Source organism: Nodosilinea nodulosa PCC 7104 (assembly GCF_000309385.1).
Classification (GTDB): domain Bacteria; phylum Cyanobacteriota; class Cyanobacteriia; order Phormidesmidales; family Phormidesmidaceae; genus Nodosilinea; species Nodosilinea nodulosa.
On sequence record NZ_JH976537.1, the window covers coordinates 5,616,052 to 5,636,412 of the forward strand.

Below are 20,361 nucleotides of genomic sequence, written 5' to 3' on the forward strand. Positions count from 1 at the left end.
TTCTCGAAGCAGTTGGGAGATTTAGGCCATAATGGGCACGACCTCGTGCCTTTGGGCAAATTTAACCTCCCCATCTCCCAGAATCTATGCAATTCCACCTTCGGCTACAGCGCGGCCTACTGCTTCCTTTGGCATTGACTACCCTAGCGTTGACTTCGGTGCCAGCCAGGGCACAAACCGCTGTCTATTCACCCATTACGCTACCGGCCTCCCGCGAAATTAACGATATCTTGAGCGATCGCGATATTCCCACCGGAGCTGGAGGCTTTGCCCGCGACTATACGGTCAATCTTGAGGCCGGTGACCAAGTGGCGATCGATGCGATCTCCGACGAGTTCGACACCTTGGTCCTGTTGATGAATAAGGATGGCGTTACCGTCAGCGAAAACGACGATGGTCCCGACGGCACGACTAACTCGCTGCTGTTTGCCCGCATCAGCGAGTCGGGAACCTATACGGTGCGGGTAAGCGCCTATGCCGGACAGGGTGCCGGCAATTTCTACCTCAAAGTGGCCCGCCTGCGAGAGGTCCAGTAGGGAACCGCAGCAATTTTTTCCTGTAGCCTTGTCAGGGGTGACACCAGCTTGCTATCTTAGGTGAGCGCTGGAATTAGCGCTCCCTCGCCGGGATAGCTCAGTTGGTAGAGCAGAGGACTGAAAATCCTCGTGTCGGCGGTTCAAGCCCGCCTCCTGGCATTCCACTAAATCAAGCGAAAAGCCCCGAAGCCAAAGGTTTTGGGGCTTTTCGCTTGTCAGGGCTCCAGCGAAGGTCGCTTATTTATTGGAGGAATTTGGAACAGGTTGGGGGAATTATTGGGGTAAGATTGGGGTAAGGATTTTAGTACAAGGGTTTCATTCCTGGAGGTTGGCCGTGTACTCCTCTTCCCCGTCCCGTAAGGCTTCCAAGGGTTCAGTCCAGGTTAAGACGTCGAATGGACGCTTGCAGCTAGTCTTTAGCTATCAAGGTAAGCGTCGCTATATTTCGTTAGGTTTTGATGATACGGTTCAAAATCGTAAGCTCGCGGATCTGAAGGCTCGCCAGATAGAGTTGGATATTCTTTCTGGAAACTTTGACGCGACGCTACTCAAGTACAGGCCCTCGTCAGCGGAGGTTGCCAAACCCCTTACCCCAGTTCCTACCCCAACCCCTACGGTCTACCCCTCACTAGCTGAGCTGTGGGAGAAATACACTAATTTCAAGCGTCCAGGGCTGTCCCCTAGCACGCTGGCTAAGGATTTTAATAAGGTCTCTCGCTGTATCAACCTACGGTTGCCAACAAAATCACTCAAAGATTCTGTTGCAATTCGCGACTGGTTAGTCGCCAACAAAACTCCAAACGCTGTCAAGCGCTATTTGACTCAGTTTTCTGCCTGCTGTGATTGGGCCACGAAATCTCAGCTCATACCTCACAATCCATTTAAAGGGATGGCAGCGGATATCAAAGTCCCCAAAGGGGATTTGGAGGAGACAGATATTAATCCCTTCAGTCTTGAAGAGAGAGATCTAATTATCCAGGCGTTTAGGAGCGATCGCTACTATGGGGTTTATGCCCCGTTCATAGAATTTTTGTTTATGACAGGGTGCAGACCATCAGAAGCCGTTGCGCTGCAATGGCAGTACATTTCTGAAGATTTCCGTTCCATTCGATTTGAGCAGGCAGTTGTCGTGTCAGAGAGCGGATTGGTCTGTAAGAAAGGGTTGAAGACACAGAGGAAGCGCACCTTTCCCGTAAATTCTCAACTGGCTGCGCTGTTGTCTTCAATCAAACCAGAAGTGGTGACCAGTGACATGAAAGTCTTCCCCTCCCCGGAAGGGACTTGGATCGATGTCCATAACTTAACTAATCGAGCCTGGCGATCTGTGCTCTCAAAACTTGATGGCATTGAGTATCGAAAGCTATACCAGGCTAGACATACCTTTATTACAGCAGCACTCGAAACTGCTATTACAATGCCTGACGGACGGATCAAAATGCTTGATGCCAAAGATGTCGCCAAGTTAGTCGGAACAAGCCCTAAAATGATCTATGAGCATTATGCTGGTAAATCCAGAGAGCTTTTTGTCCCTGAATTTTAGTGAAGCGGGTGATCTTTTCTGTAGAAGCTACAGGCTCTTCGACGAGGAGATGGGATTCGTAGCATGGTTTCTACGTGGCCTCTTCTGACAACTCATGAGACTGGCTTTGTAAACTTCAATGGCGCGCATGTGGCTAATGGGATCATTCCGATTGGAGCACCAATCTTGAATGAGTTCCAGGTTGTATCTCACGCAGCGGCTGTTGATTCTGACCCAATGAATACCCTCAATCCATTCGCCATGAAGTCGGTATCGCTTCAATGTTTCACCGCTTAGGTCAAGGGCCTCTATAGCTTTTCTCTTGCTGACAAACAACATAATTTTCGGCATCCCAAGATTAAAAAGCAAGAACAACTCTGCCAGTTGACATTCAGAGAAATCTCTCAGAATTCGATATTCGATTACAAGATCACAGACAAAAATGACGCAATGGAGCTCAATGGTGTAGCAGGCACCAGGAAAGAGCGATCAACAGGCATCAATTCATCTGTATTCTCACTCTAGGCGTTGGGTATGACCAGATTGGGGACAACAGCCGTCAAATTTATGGCTAATGGAAACTTGGTAAAATAAAACCCCTGGCGCTGGCCAAGGGCTTCAGTGAAATTCGCCATCAGTATCCTAAGGTATCTCAGCCCGTGATCGCACCTTTCAGCAGGGTACCCTAGGTCGTCCTAGAGGGCTTTGCTTGCGAGGTAATGAGGAACCCCTCGTAGTCGCTTCGATGGGGGCGTGGATTGGCACAAAACTGCACGACACACCATAAAAGTAAAGAGTATCTATCACAATTGGGCGAAAATTGACCTGTTTCGGGTAAGCGCCCCACTTCCTGTGAATCTGGCGGTTGAAGGATGTCACAACGCGGCGGGTCAAGCCACTGTAGAGCGAAGGGCAGACCTACTGCCTTCCCGTTCAACTCGATAGCGAACTCCTTATAGTCAAACCGCCCCCGGTGCCCAGTGCATCGGGGGTTATTCAATGGCGCGATCGCGTTAATGTAGCGGTGACCTGAGCCATGATTCATCACCAAACCATTGGCATGGTGACGCAGGTGGCACCTTCCACGTCACAATAACGCCATGGACCGACAGAACTGCATCAAAACGATTTCCGCCCATACCCCATTTAACGAGCAGGAAGCCGATTCCATCCCGGCCACCCTGGCTTTTCTAGACGGGCAAACCCGCTTCTGGCAGCGAGATAACTATATCGGGCACCTCACAGCTTCCGCTTGGGTGGTTAATGCCGCCAGGTCTCATGTGCTGCTGACCCACCACAAAAAGCTGAACCGCTGGCTACAGGTTGGCGGTCAAGGGGAGGAGGGAGATGGCTCTCTGCTGGAGGTGGCATTGCGCGAAGCTAGAGAAGAATGCGGCATTCAGGCGATCGCACCCCTGCAAACCACAATTTTCGATATCGGCCACCACTCCATCAATACCGCTAAAGAACCGCCCCATGTGCATTACGACATCCGGTTTTTACTGGTGGCCCAGGACATGGAGTTCACGGTTTCTGAGGAATCCTATGCCCTGGGCTGGTTCGCCTTGGACGAGGTACCTACTATCAGCGACTCCGCCGCCTTGCATCGGATGGCGCGTAAACTGGTTGGCCAATGAGGACTCTTTTTGCTGCCTACTAAGTGCTGGAAGAGTGCAGCGGTGGAAAAAATAGCTTCAAGCCATTGCTTGCTTTACTGACTCCACTGCTTGCGTCAGAATCTCTGCGGCTTGGTGAATGTCATCGTCGGTAGAGAACTTGCCTAGGCCGATTCTGAGGGCACCTTCAACTACGGGCTCGGCTGGCCCCATCGCTCTGAGCACATGGGATGGGGCTTCAACACCTGAGGAACAGGCGGAGCCGGTGGATATGGCCAGTTGGTGGCGCACCCTGGCAATGATGGCGCTGTTGGGGATGCCGGGGATGGAGATGTGCAGGTTTCCTGCTAGGCGGTTTTGCAGGTCGCCGTTGATGCCCAGGTCGGGGATTTGAGCTTGGAGAAGGGCTTGGAGGCGATCGCGCTTTTGGCCAATCTCAACCTCATCCATTGCCATCTCGATCGCTCGCAGCCGACAGGCTTCGCCCAAACCCACGATGCCTGGTAGGTTAAGGGTGCCAGGGCGCAATCCTCGTTGCTGTCCGCCGCCATAGAGTAGCGGCTCTAGCCGATGGTCTCGACGGACGACGAGTGCGCCAACGCCTTGGGGGCCGTAGAGCTTGTGGCCCGACAGGGTCAGCATGGTAATGCCCCACTCGTTGAACTGGATGGGGCTTTTGCCTACGGCCTGGGATGCGTCGCAGAGAAAGGGGACTTGGTAGCTTTGGGCGATCGCAGCAATTTTCTCAATGGGGTAAAGGGTGCCGACCTCGTTGTTAGCGGCCATGATGCAAAGCAGATGAATGCCGTTGGCACAGGCTTGCTCTAGTTGGCCCAGGTCAAGGCGGGCCTGGGTATCGACGGAAATATGGATCAGCTCAATGCGCCCTTGTTTGTGGAGAGCGTCGCAGGTATCGAGGACGGCTTTATGCTCAACGGTGGAGATGGCAATGCGGGGCTTGGTGCCAGATCGTTCTAGATGCTGAACGGTGCCTTGGATGGCGAGGTTTAGGCTTTCGGTAGCACCGGAAGTGAAGATGATGTCTCTGGGGGTAGCGCCTACTAGGTCGGCAACGTGGTGGGTGGCGGCTTTGACGGCGGCTTCAGCGCGATCGCCTACCTCATGATCAACGCTGCTGGCATTGCCAAAGTTGGTGGTCATGGCCTGCAAAACTTTTTCAGCCACTCTTGGGTCAATAGGGGTAGTGGCGTGGTAATCGAGGTAAATCACAGGAGCGGGTTAGCTATAAATAGTTATTAAAGGGCTTTAGATAGCCTAGAATTTGCTGGTTTTTCTAAAAAAATCTGCCGCAAAAAGAACGGCAGCTTAACAATAAATATTCGATCAACCAAAATGCTTAGATATTGATGAATTGCATAGCTATAGCATTTGTCAAAGTGCTCCATGTGCTTTTGGATCGACCAAATACTGCGGCACTTGATCGGCCTTCAGTTTTGTAAGATTCCCAGAGACGGCTAACAAGCATGAGTCCATATTTCTCCCAAAGCTCTTCCTTCGGTTCAATCCATTCTCCATCTTTAATGACTATCCGAAATGCTGCAAGAACTGGCATCACAAAGGGCGGTGCTACAGTTAGGTTATACTTCCTTCCTGTAATTAGTTGGCATGGTTTATTACTACAGCCGCTGACTTTTGAAATAACTATCTTTCCGCCAGTGCTGCTTTTCCCATTCAGCTTTTCATGTGCCTCCATTACTTTCTCTTCAAACCAGAGAATGTCTGTTAAAAGGGGCAGTATTTCTGAGTAATCAGAAGAATTCCATTTCCTAATAAGTGTACCTTTGCCGGTATAAGCTGTGATTGGATGTCTATCTTTCCTAAAGTCAAACAGTCGATTATTAAATAGTGCGAGACGCTGAACTAGATCTACAACTGTGTATTCGGAAAAAACATCTGCATCCTCTTGAAATTCGTCTGGCTTAAAGATGACATTTTTCCTAAACTCTTGTGGCAGGTATTGTTCAATAGCCTGCCACTCCCCTTCCAAATTTTTAAGTGCATAGTCAGGCACAGCTTTTGATAGATTGCGAGCGCGACTAATGCTCGAAACCTGTTCTTCTTCTATCCCAACAGCTACAACAACCTGAACATAAGCCTTGTCAGCATTTGGATAGCTTTCACCACGCTTATGTTCGCCGTGGAGAGCATGCATTAACGCTTTATAGGTATGGCCTCCATTCAGAACTCCATGCCCAAGGAAATCCTCTTCTTCTAAGTCAGGTTCAAAGTATTCGAACTTAACTAAGAAATCACCGCCCTCAACTCGTTTCGCTGCAAGTGCGTTGACGACGAGCATTATGCCGTTGTTGTAGTAGATAAAATTTTCGGGTTCAATCTGCAAGGTTTCCAGCATGGCTTTGGCTGGTTTTGCGCTTAAATCAGCGTTCCTTGCATTTGGCCCATAAGGTAAGCCTTGGGGCAGTTCTGCCGTAGGCAACGTAAGGCTCCAAATTTGCCTTCCCCTGTCTTCATCCTGAAACACACGACAGGCAGACTTAGCAACGATCTGAATCTGTTTAGTCTTCATAATTCAATTTTCCCTTGTTCAACAGAACAAATAAACTAGGTTCAACAGAACCGAGACAAACGTAGCACGTTGTTTTTTCTTGGTCATCAGTAGAAATACTTATGTCTTTAATGATCTGAGGATGGCTGATCTATGAAAAATGACATGCTTATGCTCGATATTGCCATCCAAAAGAGAATCCTTGGGTAGATGCTAGAGAAATGAGAGGCTTTAAAAGATGTTGATAGGCTTCGCTTAGCTTCTCTACATTAAGCAATTCATTCCTGTCGCTGACGCTCAAATTACTTATGTAAGGTTCTACCTGCTTAGCCCATTTCCCTTCTGTAAGGGTACCGTGAGCTATTGTTAGTCCCTTATGTTGCAGAAGTACAAAGTCACGAAAATATTCGTTGGAAGGAATACTATTGGATTTGGCTGAGTTAACCTTTTGCAAGGTCGGAACCAAATTCCATAACTGATCATGGGCTACAAACGACCAGGGCAAGTAATGATCTAGTGAAAACTGGTTAGGGTCAATTACTTGACCAGAATAAATACAGCGCAACTCCTGAGATTGCATCACCAGCTTCCAATATTCTGTCTGTTTAGCTAATGAATCGCGTTTGACGGGCATAAATAGCTTATTGGAAATTGCTGGGGTGCTAGGATTACGCTTCTGCATATATCCCAACCATTCCCAAGCTGCCCAACCGCGCACAATAGTGTAATGCTGTTCGAGATAACTAGCCCAGGCTGGATGGACAATAATACCTTGGCAATCTTTGTATTGGATTGAATCAAAGCGATACAGCGGTTTGCAAATGTCAAAACAACGATCAGCAATAACAGGCATGGCCATATCAAGTTGATTACCCTTGCCCCGGCTAACGCCCACTAGCTCAGATTCCACAAATGGAATAATCAGCCGAAAGGGAACATAGCGTCGCAGGTGTAACACCGCATCTTTCAAGTTTTGAGATGCAATCGCCTTTCTTAACAAGGTTTTATCTGTGTCTTTGAAGCGAACAATTGGTTCCTCGATCACTAACGCCAGAGAATCTAACTTGTTGGCAATCTGGTCTTGTGCCCCAAACGACAGCTTAAAAAATGTGTGAGGAAACCAAGCATTAGCTAGCATTTCCACGATCATTTCTTGAAAACTGATGGGCGACAGAACCTCAAAATGCCGTCTTTTCAGGATGTCTAGCAAGGACAGAAAGAACAAATACTTATAGGAACTAGTAGTATCCGCAAAGATACGTGTTAGGGCTGCAACGTTGACCTGCTCTGATGTCGGTAGCGACTGCCCTGACACGATCGAGACTTCGTTTGCCTGAGTAGGGGATGGGTTGCCCAGATATAGGCGCACAAACTCATCAGCGGCACCAGCATCTAACCCTCTCAACGCCTCAACAATGGTGACAACCGTTTCCGCCGTTGGATCAACTTGGCCATGAAACCAGCGAAAAATGGTAGGTCGAGGAACCTCTAGAGCCGCCGCCAACTGATTCTGGCTGATGCCGTGCCCTTCGAGGGTCTGTCGTAGTGCGTCGCCTGCTTTTCCCATGCTCCTATGGTGGCAAAGGTAAGCCAGACGGTAAATGTTCTCATATTTGATAACCAGCAGGCATGTGTTATCATCCTTGATAACTTTTGGGTTTGCAGAGGGATTGCCGCAATGCCTTACAGAGATAGCCTTGCTTCATGGGCTGTGATTCGACTGTTACCAGATATGCAGCGGGCAGTAGTTGGACGCTTCCGCAAAGAGTCAGATGCAGAAGGGCACCGACAAGCTCTATGCAGACTTAATAGCGATGCTTCGTTTCGGGTTGTATTTGATACCCCACAAGACTTAGAAAACATTGGAAAAAGGCTCAAGACTATGGAGTTTAAGATCGGAGATTTGGTTCGTGACGGCATCCCAGATGTACTGAGAGCCGAAAATCAGCGGTGTGAAGCCGCACCTATGCCATCAGATGAGTTTCTATCCAAGCTCAAGGATCTGCTGCTGAGGAAGTCTTTGTTGGTAGCGGATGCCCTGTCGCGTGATGTTCGGTCTGAAGTCGCTGATCTCTATGACATTCTCGACTGTTTGCTGGCTGCCTACAAAATCGACCATTTAGCGGTGGAACATGAACGGTTCTGGAGGCGCGAAAATTTGGGAGGTTTTGACAAACGCCTAAAGCTGGTCTGGCTTGAGCCGGAATAGGTTTGAAGCCCATCAGAGAATAGCCACCATGGCGCAATCAGTGTATTAATAGGGGAGCGGCTTTGCAGCAACTCCCCATTTTGCCTTGCGTTATGGAGATTCGTCTGAGTCAATCTGCCTCAAAACTCCTAGATCTCCTAAAGACAGCTTTACAGGCTGACGAATCGGCAGTCATTGAGGAAGCAATTCATGAGCTTCATGTCCGTCTGGTCTCGGAAGGGGTGATCTCAAAGGATAATTCTCCAAAGCCGTTGGCAGAAGTTCTCGACAGAGCCGACTTGCTCAAAGGTTTGTATCTCTGCACTAGAAACGCCCTTGGGGTAAATCATCCAAAAAATACCCCTTTGATCTTAGAAGCTAATACCGAAGAGGAAGCATGGCAGAAAATGGCGTTACTTTTTCCTCCCGAAACTGCCCAAGGCTTTACTATTCGAGGGATTGAGCCACTAAACCTATAACGGGAGAGTGCTGTTGCCATTTGTCCTGCTGAGTTTTGACTGAAAAGACAGACAAGCCATTAGGTAATTATACTTGCCTTACTTAACCCATCTCTTGTGGCTTGAACCGTAGTTGCTGTTGCTTAAGCGTTAGCGACAACTACTTGATTCCTAGCAAGTTCTACTTCAGGGGTTGCTGCTGTCGTTTAGGCGTTTGCTTGTAATGTCAGAACGTTTACAGCTAACACTCAAGCGTTTGATTGTAACCTTTAAACGTTTGTTGATATTGCGTAAGCGTTTGCTTGTAACGTCAAAGCGTTTTTGACAAATGCTTATACTTTGTAAAGAAACCTATAAGCATTTATTGATATTGCTTAAGCATTAGTCCATAACGTCAAAGCATTTTCAACAAATGCTTATGTCTTACAAAGAAATACTTAAACTAAACTTATAAATGGGAACTCATTTTCTTGTAACGCTTATGTCTTTCAAAGTAATGTATAAACATCACTAATGTTTAATACCCAAAATTCAAGCCCCACCTCGTCGTAGCCGCCCAGGGTGCGGGCCAGGTCGGCGCGGGTAGCCAGCCCTCCTCGCGTCAGCAAGTGCAGTATCACCACCGGCTGATACACCGCCTGCATCGACATCTGGTGAGTGAGGAAATCGAGAAGATCTGCGATCGGGCGCATGGGGTGGTTGGGTGAACTATAAACCAGAGGCACCAGAGGGCAAGGTTCCTGCCCTATAAGACTGGGTAAAGAGTAAGTTCGCTAGCTTAATCCCAAAGCATCTCTAACCCATCAGGATCTACGACCATAGGGCTCTCACACCGGGGGCAAGGTTGCTCCTCTGGCCAAGGGGCAATGTTTTGCCCTTTGCAGTCAGGACAAACGCCGAGATCCTGATCGTAATCAGAATCTCCTATTGGACCATCTTTGCCATATCGACCAATGAGCACATCGACCAGTTCTTGGCAGTCCTGACAAACCATCGTCTTAACTACGGCAACCATGCCATAGTCGCGCTTGCCCGAGACCATGGCAGAGTAATCACAAGCAGGACAAGCAAAGTTGAACTTAGAACCCATTTTCTCCCCCGTACATCGGGCCTCTTTCTTTTACATCCTGTATGCGTCTACATCAGGATTAATCTTCTCCCATTAGAGTGCCCTACCTTGAGAGCTAAGAATAGCTGAATCGCTTTTGAGCCTAGGTCATCCCGTAACGAACTTTTTATAGCTTTCCTGACTTACACCCCATGCCCAATAGCCAGTGTTTAACTGCTCCGCTTACTTAGAGGCTACTGAAAAAGTCAGAATTGCCTGACCTACAAGGAATACAGCTGATTTGGGCGACACCTATGTGCAAGGTAAAAAACGCTGAAACCCTTGAAATCTCGTTAAACACCCTTGCACATAGTTTGCACTTGAATGGCTGAAATAACTGCACATCAATGACTTTGACTTTTTCAGCAAGCCCTACTTAAACCCTCGGTTCGCTCTTTTTTCACAGGTAGTGCCTGATTTCTCAAGTACCTACTATGGATAGCGGTATAAGAGATTTTTATACGCTACAGATAGATCCCTTGAAGGTGAAAAACGCTGCTGATAGCGTCAGCGAACCGTAGGTTAAAGTCTCTACTCACCAGATCAGCGATAAATCCAACACAAACCCTGGTAAGACCTCATCACCAGAAAGCGTTGTCGGCGCTGACAAAATCTCCGCCGTCTGGCCGGGGCGATAGACCTCTATCTGTCGCTGTTTGCGATTAATTAGCCAGCCGAGTTGGGCTCCATTGTCCAAATATTCAGCCATTTTTTGCCGAGTGCGCTCTAGGGAGTCGCTAGGCGACATCAGCTCGACGACAAAATCAGGACAGAGAGGCACAAACTGGTCTTGCTGCTCAGGGGTGAGGGCTTGCCAGCGATCGCTCCTGACCCAGGCGGCATCAGGGGAGCGATCGGCACCATTGGGCAGGGTAAAGCCGGTGGATGAATCAAACACCTCACCAAGCTGGGTGCGGGTATTCCAGATATCGAGCTGGGTGGTCAGCTTAACATTGCGCTTGCCCGTATTTCCTCCCGTCGGCGACATGATGATCAGCTCTCCAGCCGCAGTGCGTTCAAATTTCAGGTCATGGTGGTTTTGACAGAGCTGAAAAAACTGCTCGTCAGTCAGGTCTAAATCTAGTATCAAAGGCGTGGGCAAGGGCAGCGTCGTCGGGGGCATGGCAATTCCCGGAGCTTGTTTCGTAAATAACTACAGTATAGAGAGTGTCAGGTTGGTCACATCGTCGGGTTGGCTGGACAGGCCGCTGACCTGCTGCTGTAGGCCTGAATTACACTTGGTCGGGGTCGATCCCTAGTTCCCGCAGACGCTCGGCTAAACGACTTGCCCGCTCCTCAGCCTGGCTAGCTTGTCCTTCAGCCTGCTCAGCCCGTTCTTCAGCTTGCTCAGCCCGTTCTTCGGCAGAAAGAATTAACCGTTCCTCGGCATCAAACCACCGCAACCATAGCCGCGCAATGCCTTCATAACTCCCCTGCCAAACCCCCAGGCTAATATTCCACTCAGGAATCTGGATGCGCTGATCGGTGAAGTCGAGCGGTTGATAATGCCCGCCAACCAAATGAAACGCCCTCAAATTGTTGGTATATCGGTCAAAGAGAATGTAGTAGGGTACGCGCAGAATCTGCTCATACACCTCCCACTTCGTCGGTGGGGTGCCCGGAGCCCGCTCTGTTTGGCCTAAATCTTCCTTTTCGGTGCCAGGAGAGAGCAGCTCGACCACCACAAAGGGATTTGCCCGCTCTTGCCACACCACATAGCTAAGCCGCATATCCCGGCCATCGTACAGCCGGGGCACCCCCACCACCGCAAACCAATCGGGGCGCTTGTGCCAGAGGGGATGGTCTACGTCGTAGTAGAGGTTCATATCGCCAACGCTAAACACCTCGTCTGCGGCGTAGGTGGTGAGTTGCAGCGTAGCGCTCAGCAAATGGGGCTGTAGGTAATGGTACTCGTCAGGCAAGCCCGGCTCCTCTGGATCTTCGCTCGGTAGGTCATACATGGTGGGCAGCGTTTCTCGGGCCGACCGGGGTGGGTCAGTTTGCTCTACGGGGCGCTTGAGTTGCTGCATGGTGGTTATCCCCTGGAACGTCTCGGTCTTGTCCTACGACGGATGCCATCGACTTCAAAAGTCTTTTGCATAGAAGGCTCCTGATATGATTTTGACTCATCAAACATGCGTTCGGTTAACCGAGTCAGCAGAACCTCAAGTAGTTGCTGGTCGGGGAACTGCCTAAAGAGGTCGTCGATGGAAGGGTCTACCTTGGCCTGGTGCTCGTCACTGGCCCAGACCATTTTGTTCACCTCGGTGCCGTCAGGGCGAGTCACCGTCAGCCGTCGGGCTTCAAACCCGCCTTTGCTGGTGGCTTTCACCGAAGCCTGCAACGCCTCTAGGTTCTTAAATCGGCGGGAGAGGTCGCTGAGATTTAGCTCAAAGCGTGTCACATCCTCATCTTTCCAAGATTCTGCCGGTTTATCGGCAATCACCATCACGATCGCCTCTAACCACTGGCGATCGCCTACCGCTTCATCCGCTGCTGCCCTGGCAAACCGGTTAAGGCTAGCCTCTACACAGTTGCCCAGCACCCGGCTGGCGCGAAACTGAAGATCTCGACGCAGCTGGGTGCGATCGCTGTGAACACCAAAGGCGCTGTAGAGCAGGTCTTGGCACTCGGTTAGCAGGGCATCGTAAGCGCCATTGATCTCGCGCAGGGCTTCCACTAGGTGCTCTCGGTAGGTGCGGGCGGTGGTGCCATCATCGGCCTTAGATACAACGATGGGCGCTAGGCCACAGGCATGGGGCAAAGCCTCAAACAGCAGCTCGTCAGGCTCCTGGGTGTAAAGCAAGGTTTGCAGCACGGCCCGCGATCGCTCACTAATGCGGCGAGTTTTGATGGTGAAATTGGGCAGCTTGCGCACAAACTGAATCAGCGGCTTGACCACTGACAGCACCGTCAGGTTTCGCGCCTTCGACTGGCGGTGGGGTTTACCCACGCCACCCCGTAAAACTTCCTCCAGCTCACGAAACACCTGGCTACGCACCCCGGTGACTTCAATGTGCTTGACCGAGAACCGGGCGGGATCTTTGACCAATAGCTCAAAATGCTCTGGCCCCAGCACCGGGATAAAGGTACCTTCTTTGTAGACGCTGACCTCATCGCTGTAGTGGAACAGCACCGCCGCCAGCAGCACTGGAATTGTGCCGGATTTCATGCCGTAGGGCGGAGCATTGAGCGTCTGGTACAGCTCGCTAATGGATTGAGGTGTATCAGTTGCGCCCAGGCAGAACTTGGTCATGGCTGCCCAGATAGGGCCAAGGTTTGATTGGCCGAGGGTGGCCCTCACCCCTAACCCCTCTCCCTGGGGGAGAGGGGAACCGGATCGGGTTACGCCCCCTTCTCCCGTCCTGGGAGAAGGGGGCTGGGGGGATGAGGGCAGCGGCGGGTAAAAGCCCCAATCGCCTTGCTCTTGGCGATGAATGCCGGTCTGCTGGAGCACTGAATAGTACATGGCCACCTCTGGCCCATAGCCCTCCAGTCCCAGGCGCTTGATCTCGGGCTGCTCTAGCATGGCTTCGAGCAAGACTCGGCGGGCTTTGGCCCCCTGGGTGGTAAGGGTGCGGCGGTTGATCAGCTCATTCCAGAGGATGGGGGTTTGGGAGTAAGTGCGATCGCACACCACCGACAGCAGAGCATTAAAATCTGCAACGCTGCCGATATCGTGGGGCTTGCCTTCTACCCAGCAGGCATTATGGTGGGTGCCAAAGTTAAACGCCTGGGTGAGGGTGTCGTCTAGCAATTGCTTGAGCTGTAGGCGACGATGGCGCACTTCTCGCAGGGCCACCTTATCGCTTTGCAGGGCGCTTTCTCGGCTGTAGATTTGGCACAGGGCGCGATATTCTTGGGCACGAATCGCCAGCAGTGGTAGGTTAGCCGCCGCAATCACTACCAGGGGCTTACCATCTACGGTTTGAGCGGGCACCGAGCTGGGGGCCGTTTCGCTCAGCCAGTAGACCACGGCCCCATCACAGTTGGCCTGGGTGCAGACTAGGGTTTCTAAATCGCCGCTGGTGGCTAAGTAGTGGCGCTCAAAGTAGCGCAGAGTGCCGGTGCGGTAGCTGTGGCGCTGGGCTACCATGGGCTTGAGCGGGTAGGTCTCGGTCAGCAGGTCAGCTAGGGGTAGGGTGTCTTTGGCGATGTATTGGGCGATCGCCCCTTCCACATCAAAGTCAGACCCTTCCCACAGGCGCAGCTCATCCACCGCTCGCCGGTAGGTGACAATGCCCTGCTGGTGAGTGACCACGTTGATCTGCTCTTCCCAATGCTCCAGGGCAGCGGGGTCGGGCTGATCGACCAGGGCCAATTTCACCAGGGGGCGGGTGGCGCGAAATAGGCCAGTACTGGTTACCAGATTGAGCAGACCAATGGTTTTAAGCAGGGCCACGGTGTCTGCGCCCCGGTGCTGAGCGTCGGCCACCAACGTCTGGATCTCTAGCCAACGCTGTAGCCCTGGCCGCGACCCCATACCCGCCCCCAGGGATTCCACAAAGTAGTCGTAGAGGTGGTGCAGCTTTAGAGTGGGCAGAGCCTTTACCCCCGGTCCATCAACGTTTGGAATTGGGATTTCTTCGATCTCCGCTGCCTCTAAAAAGCTCTGGAAGGCGTGGGGTTCGGCACTGGTGAGGAAGGTAAACAGAGAGCGATCGTTCTGGGCGTAGCGGATGCACAGCTCTGGCAACACCATAGCTGCCAGGGGATGGAGTGGATACGTGGCCTCTAGCAGTTTTGGGGAGAGTTCGGTGAGGTTAGCTTTTTCGCTGAGAACGGCGCACCAGTCTTTCGTGAGCTGTCGCACTGGGAACGTTAGCGTCTCTGCCTGGGATCGGTTGATAGCTTGCCCCATCAGCCGCAGCATCTGCTGAGACGACTCGGTAAAGGGAATATCCTCAAACCGGCCTTGGATTTTGGCCCACTCGTTTTTTTCCACCGCCGCCAGGCGCTGGCCATAGTCGGCAAAGGACTGGTGCAGCAGACCAAAGATATAGAGCCGGGTGCCCTTTTTGCGCGACAGCTCCGCTAGCTGCTGAAGCAGATAGAGATCGGCAATGCCCTGGTTCTGGGTGGCGTGTTCTAGGGATTTACCTAGCTCATCGACAACGAGAATGATGTCGGTATCGACCAATGCCGCCAGCTGTTTGATCAGGCTGAGCACGTCGCGATCGCTAAAGGAGGGGTCACCAAACGCCAGCTCGCCTTCCCAGTCGTTTAGCTTTCTCACCACCTCGGGCTCGCGCCCCCTGGCCCAAAAGTCATCGGTGGCTTTAGTGAGCGCTCTAACTAACGTGTGTCTTAGCGGCTCTCGCTGGGCGGTGGCCACCGCTCGAAACAGCCCCTGCTGGGGGAATTTCTTTTGCAGCGCTTCATATTCTGGGCTATCAAGCTGAAGACTATGCCGGGCAATATCTAAAGCCAGCTGCCGGGCCGGACTCTCCACCGGCCCAAATAAGCTGGCCAAGAAGTGGGCGAAGGCCGATTTACCCGTGCCATAGACTCCCGTCAGCGTCCAGGCCGTGGTGCGCTTGCGGCCAAACATCGACGCCAAAATTCGCCGCAGGGCATCGACCGCGCGATCGGTGAGAATGTAGCCCTCCACCGCATCCGGGGCATCAAAATCACGCTCTAGGTTGATAGAGCGGGCATAGCGGCGGTTGACAGCCAGAAAATCGACTAAACGTTGAGAATTCACTACACCGCCACCCGCTGAGCAGCAAAATACCCGTCCAGAATAGCCTCAGACATCTCCAGCGGATCGCCTTCGTATTGAAGCTGTAGCAATCCAGCACTATCTGAAATAGATAGATCTTCTCGCCGCCGAGCGACGTGCTCAATGGCTTCGGCGATCGCTGCCTCCGAAAGCTTAAACACCCGACCTGGGCTGCCTTCTAAATGGGCCAAGCGAGAAACACCCATGGCCGAGCTTTCATTTTCAGAGACCCCGGCAAATTCTAGACAGGCCGCCACCACTAGCTCGGCGGGCAGCGTTTCCTTGGGGCCAACCTGAAACTCATAGCGCCGCCCATCCCCCACGCTATAGAGCAATCGCAGGGCGGTAAAGGGGCAGTCGATGGAATCTTCGGTCGGCCCCTTTTTGCTCTCCTGGTCGGCATACATGCGCAAAATGCAGCTCACATCTTTTCTAAGAGACGAGTCAGCAATGTTGGTACTAAAGCCGTTCGCGTAATCCCGCAGGTCATCCACCAATCGCTCTGGGGTAAACTCTGCCGCCTGAAATTCGCCAAAGGCATAGGCCCAGGCCGTAGCGGTGCAGGGGGCTTTGAGTAAATTCCAGTGGAGCAGCCAGAGACTGGCCGGATTCTCCAGAAAAGGATCCCAACCGTCATCGCTCAGCAGTTGTTGTCCAAGCGGGGTGGGTAGGGTGTTGCCTTCCTGCTCCGCCAGTACCTTAAAGGCACCACACCAGTAGCGAATCGATCGCACCATGTTCTTCCCTACCCCAAGCAGCACGGGGGCATCTTCTCGCAAAAAAATATTAGGATCTGCTACTGCCAGGTCATAGCCCTTTTTCAGCCAGCCAAAGCGAGGATGAAAGGTCTCATGGCGAGCAAAGACCGCCGTAGCCTTAGGCTTTTCTTTGACTGCTGCTTTTCCCATATTAAATAGATCAAATGTATTGTCTAATTATGACTAGGCCAAGCCGTTTTCTCCAGCTTTATCCTGAATAGGTTTTAGCGAAGTGCCTAATTTAGACACAGCTTTCTAACGAATCCTAATCAAACTCTACAGGTAGTGGCTTCATCCGTACAGAGACGCTATATCCCCGGAGAATGCTTCTTGCAAAGTTTTGAAAATCCCTAGATTCGGTAGGATAAGAGCCATCAGCGCGTCCATCGGTGGAGTTTGCCCCCAATCCATGGCCAAGGTATCGACAGAACTGCCAACCTACTCAGAGCTGTGCCAGCGCAGCTCTGTCGGTAAGCGTCTACCCGATGCCCTTTATGTCCATGTCTCCGCTCTGGAGCACCTTGATCCCGCCCTACAGGCCATTGAGAAGAAAGCCAGAGCCAGCACGGCCCTGGCTGAAAAAGCCACCCTGGTCAAGTTCAGCCTCGACAAGCCGCAAATTGCCTACCTGTTTTACCCAGACTTTGACACCGAGGCCCACCCCGCCCTTCAGCGCAGCACTCAGGTCAATCTAGAGACCCTCAAGGCCACAGGCCGCGACTATAGCACCACCGACAATCCCCCTGTTCTCCACCGCAAAGAAACCTTTGTCGCCCCTGGCTACCCGCACTACGCCACCTTCGCATGGCTAACCAAGCAGGAAGAAGCGCTGGGGCTGCTAGATGACCCGCGCGGCATCGGCTTCCGCCACGCCTGGGAGCAGCGCCTACGTGAGCGCAAGCTGGTTATCGATAGCCACGCCCTCGCCTGCCCGATGACTTCAGAGGCTAAGCAAACCCAGCCCAAGCCGAAGATTCAGCGGCACAAGGCTGCGATCGCCCGCGTTACCGCCTCCAAACCCGTCCGCCTCGCCGTCGAAGCGGGACTCTTCCCGCCCGACGCTACCTACTTCGACTACGGCTGCGGCCACGGGGCCGATATTGAGTACATCCACCGCCTGGGGCTCACCAGCTCCGGTTGGGATCCTCACTTTCGACCCGACATCCCCCACAGCGCCGCCGACGTGGTCAACCTGGGCTACATCATCAACGTCATTGAAGACACCGCCGAGCGGCGAGAAGCCTTGATCAACGCCTGGGGTTTGGCCCAGAAGGTTTTAATTGTCGCGGCCCAGGTGCTGATCGATGATCGCACCCGAGGCGTGATCGCTTACGGCGACGGCATCATCACCAGCCGCAACACCTTCCAGAAATACTACGATCAAGAAGAGCTCAAAGCCTACATCGACCAGGTGCTCGGCGTTGACGCTATCCCCATTGCCCTGGGCATCTACTTTGTCTTTCGCGACGAGGCCCAGGCCGAAGCCTTCCGCGCCTCCCGGTTCCGCTCCCGCGCCACGGCTCCCCGCATTCGGCTCAAAGTCAGCAAGTTTGAGGAATACCGCGATCGCCTCCAGCCCCTGATGGATTTCTACACCGATCGCGGGCGATTGCCCTCGGTGGAAGAACTGGGGGCGCAGGAGCTGATATCCCTGCAAGAGACCTTTGGCAACATCAAGCGGGCCTTCACTGTCGTTCTGCAAGCGACCGATGTAGGAGAATGGGATGCGATCGCCGACAAGCGCCGCAATGACCTGCTGGTCTACCTAGCCCTCAGCCACTTCGGCCACCGCCCCAAGTTCAAAGACCTCTCACCCCAGCTTCAGCAAGACATCAAAGCCCTCTTCGGCAGCTACCAACAAGCCTGCACTGCCGCCGACCTGATGCTGATGAGCCTGGGCCACACAGACCTGATTGAAGAACGGTGTCGGCAAAGCGCGATTGGTCAGCAGCGCCCCAACTCCCTCTGGGTGCATATGTCAGCGATAGACCAGCTCGACCCCCTGCTACGCCTCTACGAGGGCTGCGCCTCCCGCACCATTGGCCGACCCGAGGAAGCCACCGTGGTCAAGTTCCATGTTCAGAAGCCGCAGATCACCTACCTGGCGTTTCCCAACTTTGACAAAGAGCCACACCCAGCGCTGAAAACCAGCATGGCGATCTCGCTACGCGATCTCCACGTCCACTACCGCGACTACGATCTCGACAACCCGCCCCTGCTCCACCAAAAAGACCAGACTCTCGGGCCTGATTATCCCGCTTATGCCAAGTTCGCCAAACTCAGCCAGCAAGAGCAAAAGTGGGGCCTGCTGGATGATGTAAAGGCAATTTTTGACCAGCGCGGCTGGGAGAAATGCTTGCTAGAGCACGGGGCTGAGCTGCAAGGACATCGGGTGGTGTGGCGTAAAGATGCCAGCGACGAGCAGAAACAACAAGTCCAAGCCAGGCTTCGGTCGCAATCAGCCAAGGGTAGTGCCGATGCTTGATGTAGAGAAAATTGAGGCGATCGCCCAGGCCAATACACCTCAGGAGCTGATGACGGCCCTGGTGTGGCAGCGCCGGTTCAACGAATTCGACGGGCCAGAGGTGATTACTGACCTGGCTCAACAGCCCCATCTCTGGAAAAGCTTCCTGTTCATCAAGCCCATCTACGCCCCCGACCGAGATGGCTTCAGCCTCAACGGTGTGTTGGAAACGCTATTGGCCATGGCCAACTACCGCCCCATGCCAGAAACCAGCCTGATGCACTTTGTACCCTATCCAGCCGATACGCTGTACCTGCTGGCTGAAAACCGAGACGTCACCGTGGCCCAGCTGATGGATTTAGGCAAGAAATGGCGGGCCGACGTGGTCGATGTCTATGGCGGTACCATCCCTGAAGGTGAGGAAGATTGGGAGTTCCGCGAATACTTTGCCATGCGCCTCAAAGGTGGTCTTCGTGGCAAAACCTTTGGCGACAAAACCGATGCCGTTCTCATTTGCTACTGGTGGGATTGACCGCTGAGGCCCAAGGGTGCTGGCGCGTCGGTGTCCTCTGTTTGGTAAAGGCCCAGATATCCCTCTTATGCTGGGAGCCATAGCTGATGTGGATGGGTCGATCGCGCTCGTAATAATACAGCGAGTCAAAAGGCAGTCCCTGGGCCGCAATCCAATCCACTAGGGCATCGCTGGGCAGGTCGAGAATGCAGAAATCGCAGGCGGCACCGAGGCGATCGCAGTAGTACCGCCCGTTTCGATTCTTCTCGTAGGCCATGTGCTGGTCGAGGCTGGGGGTAGCGATACCGTGCTTCTTCCCCGTCACTGGGTCTTTTTTGGCCAGCCACCGCTTCAGATCCACCGAGCAAAAGCCGTAGGTAAGCTGAAAGCGATTACGCCCAAACGTATCAATCACCGGGTCAACGATGTGCTGGCACAGCGCCTCCAGGGCTGGCAACGTCTCATCCAGATTTTTGGGAAAGGGGTCAATCTGATCAGCAAAGCGCTGGTAGGTCTGTGTGCAGGTGCAAAACTCCTCCAACGTCAGATGTTTGCCCAAGGGTTGCGCTGACATCAACCGCCTCCCATCAATCCGCGTCTTCATCCATTAATCCCTGATACCGCTCTGGCAGCGCCCCTTCCCGCCAGAGCTTTTCCATAATGGCATCGCGCAACCACGCCGTCCGGGTCTCCTTCTCCCGCATCAGCGCGTCAATATCCTCCGGCAACCGCACACAAAGGGGCCGCTCTGCCATGGCCACCTCGCCCTGCTGCTGAAAGCGGGTTAAATAATCTCTGCGGGGAGCCTCATCACTCATCACCGGAAAACTCCACAGTTGGGGGGGCTTGAATCACCCCAAGTATACGAGGCTTTAACCATCCTCGGCTATTGATCAGTGGGGCTTATCGGTCGACCAATTTTTCCCCGAAATTGATCAGAAACTCTCATCAAAA

The 20,361-nt window shown here is 52.6% G+C and carries 18 protein-coding genes and 1 tRNA gene; 8 read left to right on the plus strand and 11 right to left on the minus strand.

What is annotated here, in order from left to right; genetic code table 11:
- The first annotated feature begins 86 nt into the window (after nucleotides 1-86).
- The 4 genes from LEPTO7104_RS0125985 (at nucleotide 87) to LEPTO7104_RS0126000 (ending at nucleotide 3,692) form a co-directional block, all read left to right on the plus strand.
- Nucleotides 87-536 carry a PPC domain-containing protein gene (locus LEPTO7104_RS0125985; protein WP_026073094.1) on the plus strand — a complete coding sequence of 150 codons (450 nt, stop codon included), beginning with the start codon at nucleotides 87-89 and terminating at the stop codon, nucleotides 534-536.
- An 86-nt stretch (nucleotides 537-622) separates the two neighbouring features.
- Nucleotides 623-695: transfer RNA gene (locus LEPTO7104_RS0125990), tRNA-Phe, on the plus strand.
- Nucleotides 696-870: 175 nt separating this feature from the next.
- Nucleotides 871-2,076: a site-specific integrase gene (locus LEPTO7104_RS0125995; RefSeq protein ID WP_026073095.1), complete on the plus strand. Its 1,206-nt coding sequence runs from the start codon at nucleotides 871-873 to the stop codon at nucleotides 2,074-2,076.
- Nucleotides 2,077-3,155: 1,079 nt separating this feature from the next.
- Nucleotides 3,156-3,692 carry an NUDIX hydrolase gene (locus LEPTO7104_RS0126000; RefSeq protein ID WP_017301519.1) on the plus strand — a complete coding sequence of 179 codons (537 nt, stop codon included), beginning with the start codon at nucleotides 3,156-3,158 and terminating at the stop codon, nucleotides 3,690-3,692.
- A gap of 57 nt (nucleotides 3,693-3,749) precedes the next feature.
- Here LEPTO7104_RS0126000 and LEPTO7104_RS0126005 read toward each other — a convergent pair whose 3' ends face one another.
- The 3 genes from LEPTO7104_RS0126005 to LEPTO7104_RS43005 all read right to left on the minus strand — a co-directional run bounded on the left by LEPTO7104_RS0126005 (nucleotide 3,750) and on the right by LEPTO7104_RS43005 (nucleotide 7,765).
- The gene (locus tag LEPTO7104_RS0126005) at nucleotides 3,750-4,901 is read right to left on the minus strand and encodes a cysteine desulfurase family protein (RefSeq protein ID WP_017301520.1); all 1,152 of its coding nucleotides are present in this window, start codon (nucleotides 4,899-4,901) and stop codon (nucleotides 3,750-3,752) included.
- Between the two features lie 127 nt (nucleotides 4,902-5,028).
- The gene (locus LEPTO7104_RS0126010; protein WP_017301521.1) at nucleotides 5,029-6,219 is read right to left on the minus strand and encodes an AIPR family protein; all 1,191 of its coding nucleotides are present in this window, start codon (nucleotides 6,217-6,219) and stop codon (nucleotides 5,029-5,031) included.
- Nucleotides 6,220-6,367: 148 nt separating this feature from the next.
- On the minus strand, nucleotides 6,368-7,765 hold the full coding sequence (locus LEPTO7104_RS43005) for an HNH endonuclease domain-containing protein (RefSeq protein WP_017301522.1): 1,398 nt from the start codon (nucleotides 7,763-7,765) through the stop codon (nucleotides 6,368-6,370).
- Between the two features lie 6 nt (nucleotides 7,766-7,771).
- On the opposite strand from LEPTO7104_RS43005, the gene LEPTO7104_RS37395 reads away from it, so the two are divergent.
- Together LEPTO7104_RS37395 and LEPTO7104_RS0126025 are read left to right on the plus strand one after the other, a co-directional pair.
- Nucleotides 7,772-8,407 carry a nucleoside triphosphate pyrophosphohydrolase gene (locus LEPTO7104_RS37395; protein WP_017301523.1) on the plus strand — a complete coding sequence of 212 codons (636 nt, stop codon included), beginning with the start codon at nucleotides 7,772-7,774 and terminating at the stop codon, nucleotides 8,405-8,407.
- A gap of 92 nt (nucleotides 8,408-8,499) precedes the next feature.
- A complete protein-coding gene (locus LEPTO7104_RS0126025) occupies nucleotides 8,500-8,865 on the plus strand; it encodes a hypothetical protein (RefSeq protein ID WP_017301524.1) in 366 nt (121 codons plus the stop codon).
- A 467-nt stretch (nucleotides 8,866-9,332) separates the two neighbouring features.
- Here LEPTO7104_RS0126025 and LEPTO7104_RS0126030 read toward each other — a convergent pair whose 3' ends face one another.
- From LEPTO7104_RS0126030 to LEPTO7104_RS0126055, 6 genes are all read right to left on the minus strand, one after another.
- Nucleotides 9,333-9,536: a hypothetical protein gene (locus LEPTO7104_RS0126030; protein WP_017301525.1), complete on the minus strand. Its 204-nt coding sequence runs from the start codon at nucleotides 9,534-9,536 to the stop codon at nucleotides 9,333-9,335.
- An 86-nt stretch (nucleotides 9,537-9,622) separates the two neighbouring features.
- Nucleotides 9,623-9,934, minus strand: a complete 312-nt coding sequence (locus LEPTO7104_RS0126035) for a hypothetical protein (protein ID WP_040695661.1) — start codon at nucleotides 9,932-9,934, stop codon at nucleotides 9,623-9,625.
- Nucleotides 9,935-10,487: 553 nt separating this feature from the next.
- Entirely contained in the window at nucleotides 10,488-11,075 is a 588-nt protein-coding gene (locus LEPTO7104_RS0126040) for a Uma2 family endonuclease (RefSeq protein ID WP_017301527.1), read from the minus strand.
- A gap of 109 nt (nucleotides 11,076-11,184) precedes the next feature.
- Entirely contained in the window at nucleotides 11,185-11,982 is a 798-nt protein-coding gene (locus LEPTO7104_RS0126045; protein ID WP_017301528.1) for a Uma2 family endonuclease, read from the minus strand.
- A 5-nt stretch (nucleotides 11,983-11,987) separates the two neighbouring features.
- Nucleotides 11,988-15,656, minus strand: coding sequence for a hypothetical protein (locus tag LEPTO7104_RS0126050; RefSeq protein WP_017301529.1), 3,669 nt, complete (start codon nucleotides 15,654-15,656; stop codon nucleotides 11,988-11,990).
- Nucleotides 15,656-16,582 (minus strand): DUF4007 family protein, encoded by a 927-nt coding sequence (locus LEPTO7104_RS0126055; RefSeq protein WP_017301530.1) that lies wholly within the window; start codon nucleotides 16,580-16,582, stop codon nucleotides 15,656-15,658. Before LEPTO7104_RS0126055 ends, LEPTO7104_RS0126050 begins: the two co-directional genes overlap by 1 nt.
- Nucleotides 16,583-16,841: 259 nt before the next feature.
- Between LEPTO7104_RS0126055 and LEPTO7104_RS0126065 the strand changes: the two genes are divergently transcribed.
- Both LEPTO7104_RS0126065 and LEPTO7104_RS0126070 read left to right on the plus strand, forming a co-directional pair.
- Nucleotides 16,842-18,917 (plus strand): DNA phosphorothioation-associated putative methyltransferase, encoded by a 2,076-nt coding sequence (locus LEPTO7104_RS0126065; RefSeq protein WP_017301532.1) that lies wholly within the window; start codon nucleotides 16,842-16,844, stop codon nucleotides 18,915-18,917.
- Nucleotides 18,910-19,428: a hypothetical protein gene (locus tag LEPTO7104_RS0126070; RefSeq protein ID WP_017301533.1), complete on the plus strand. Its 519-nt coding sequence runs from the start codon at nucleotides 18,910-18,912 to the stop codon at nucleotides 19,426-19,428. The genes LEPTO7104_RS0126065 and LEPTO7104_RS0126070 overlap by 8 nt, the downstream gene beginning before the upstream one ends.
- Here the strand turns inward: LEPTO7104_RS0126070 and LEPTO7104_RS0126075 are convergent.
- Both LEPTO7104_RS0126075 and LEPTO7104_RS35400 read right to left on the minus strand, forming a co-directional pair.
- Entirely contained in the window at nucleotides 19,406-19,981 is a 576-nt protein-coding gene (locus LEPTO7104_RS0126075) for a hypothetical protein (RefSeq protein WP_040695663.1), read from the minus strand. The genes LEPTO7104_RS0126070 and LEPTO7104_RS0126075 overlap by 23 nt on opposite strands.
- Nucleotides 19,982-19,994: 13 nt before the next feature.
- The gene (locus LEPTO7104_RS35400; protein ID WP_017301535.1) at nucleotides 19,995-20,225 is read right to left on the minus strand and encodes a hypothetical protein; all 231 of its coding nucleotides are present in this window, start codon (nucleotides 20,223-20,225) and stop codon (nucleotides 19,995-19,997) included.
- Between the last annotated feature and the right edge of the window lie 136 nt (nucleotides 20,226-20,361).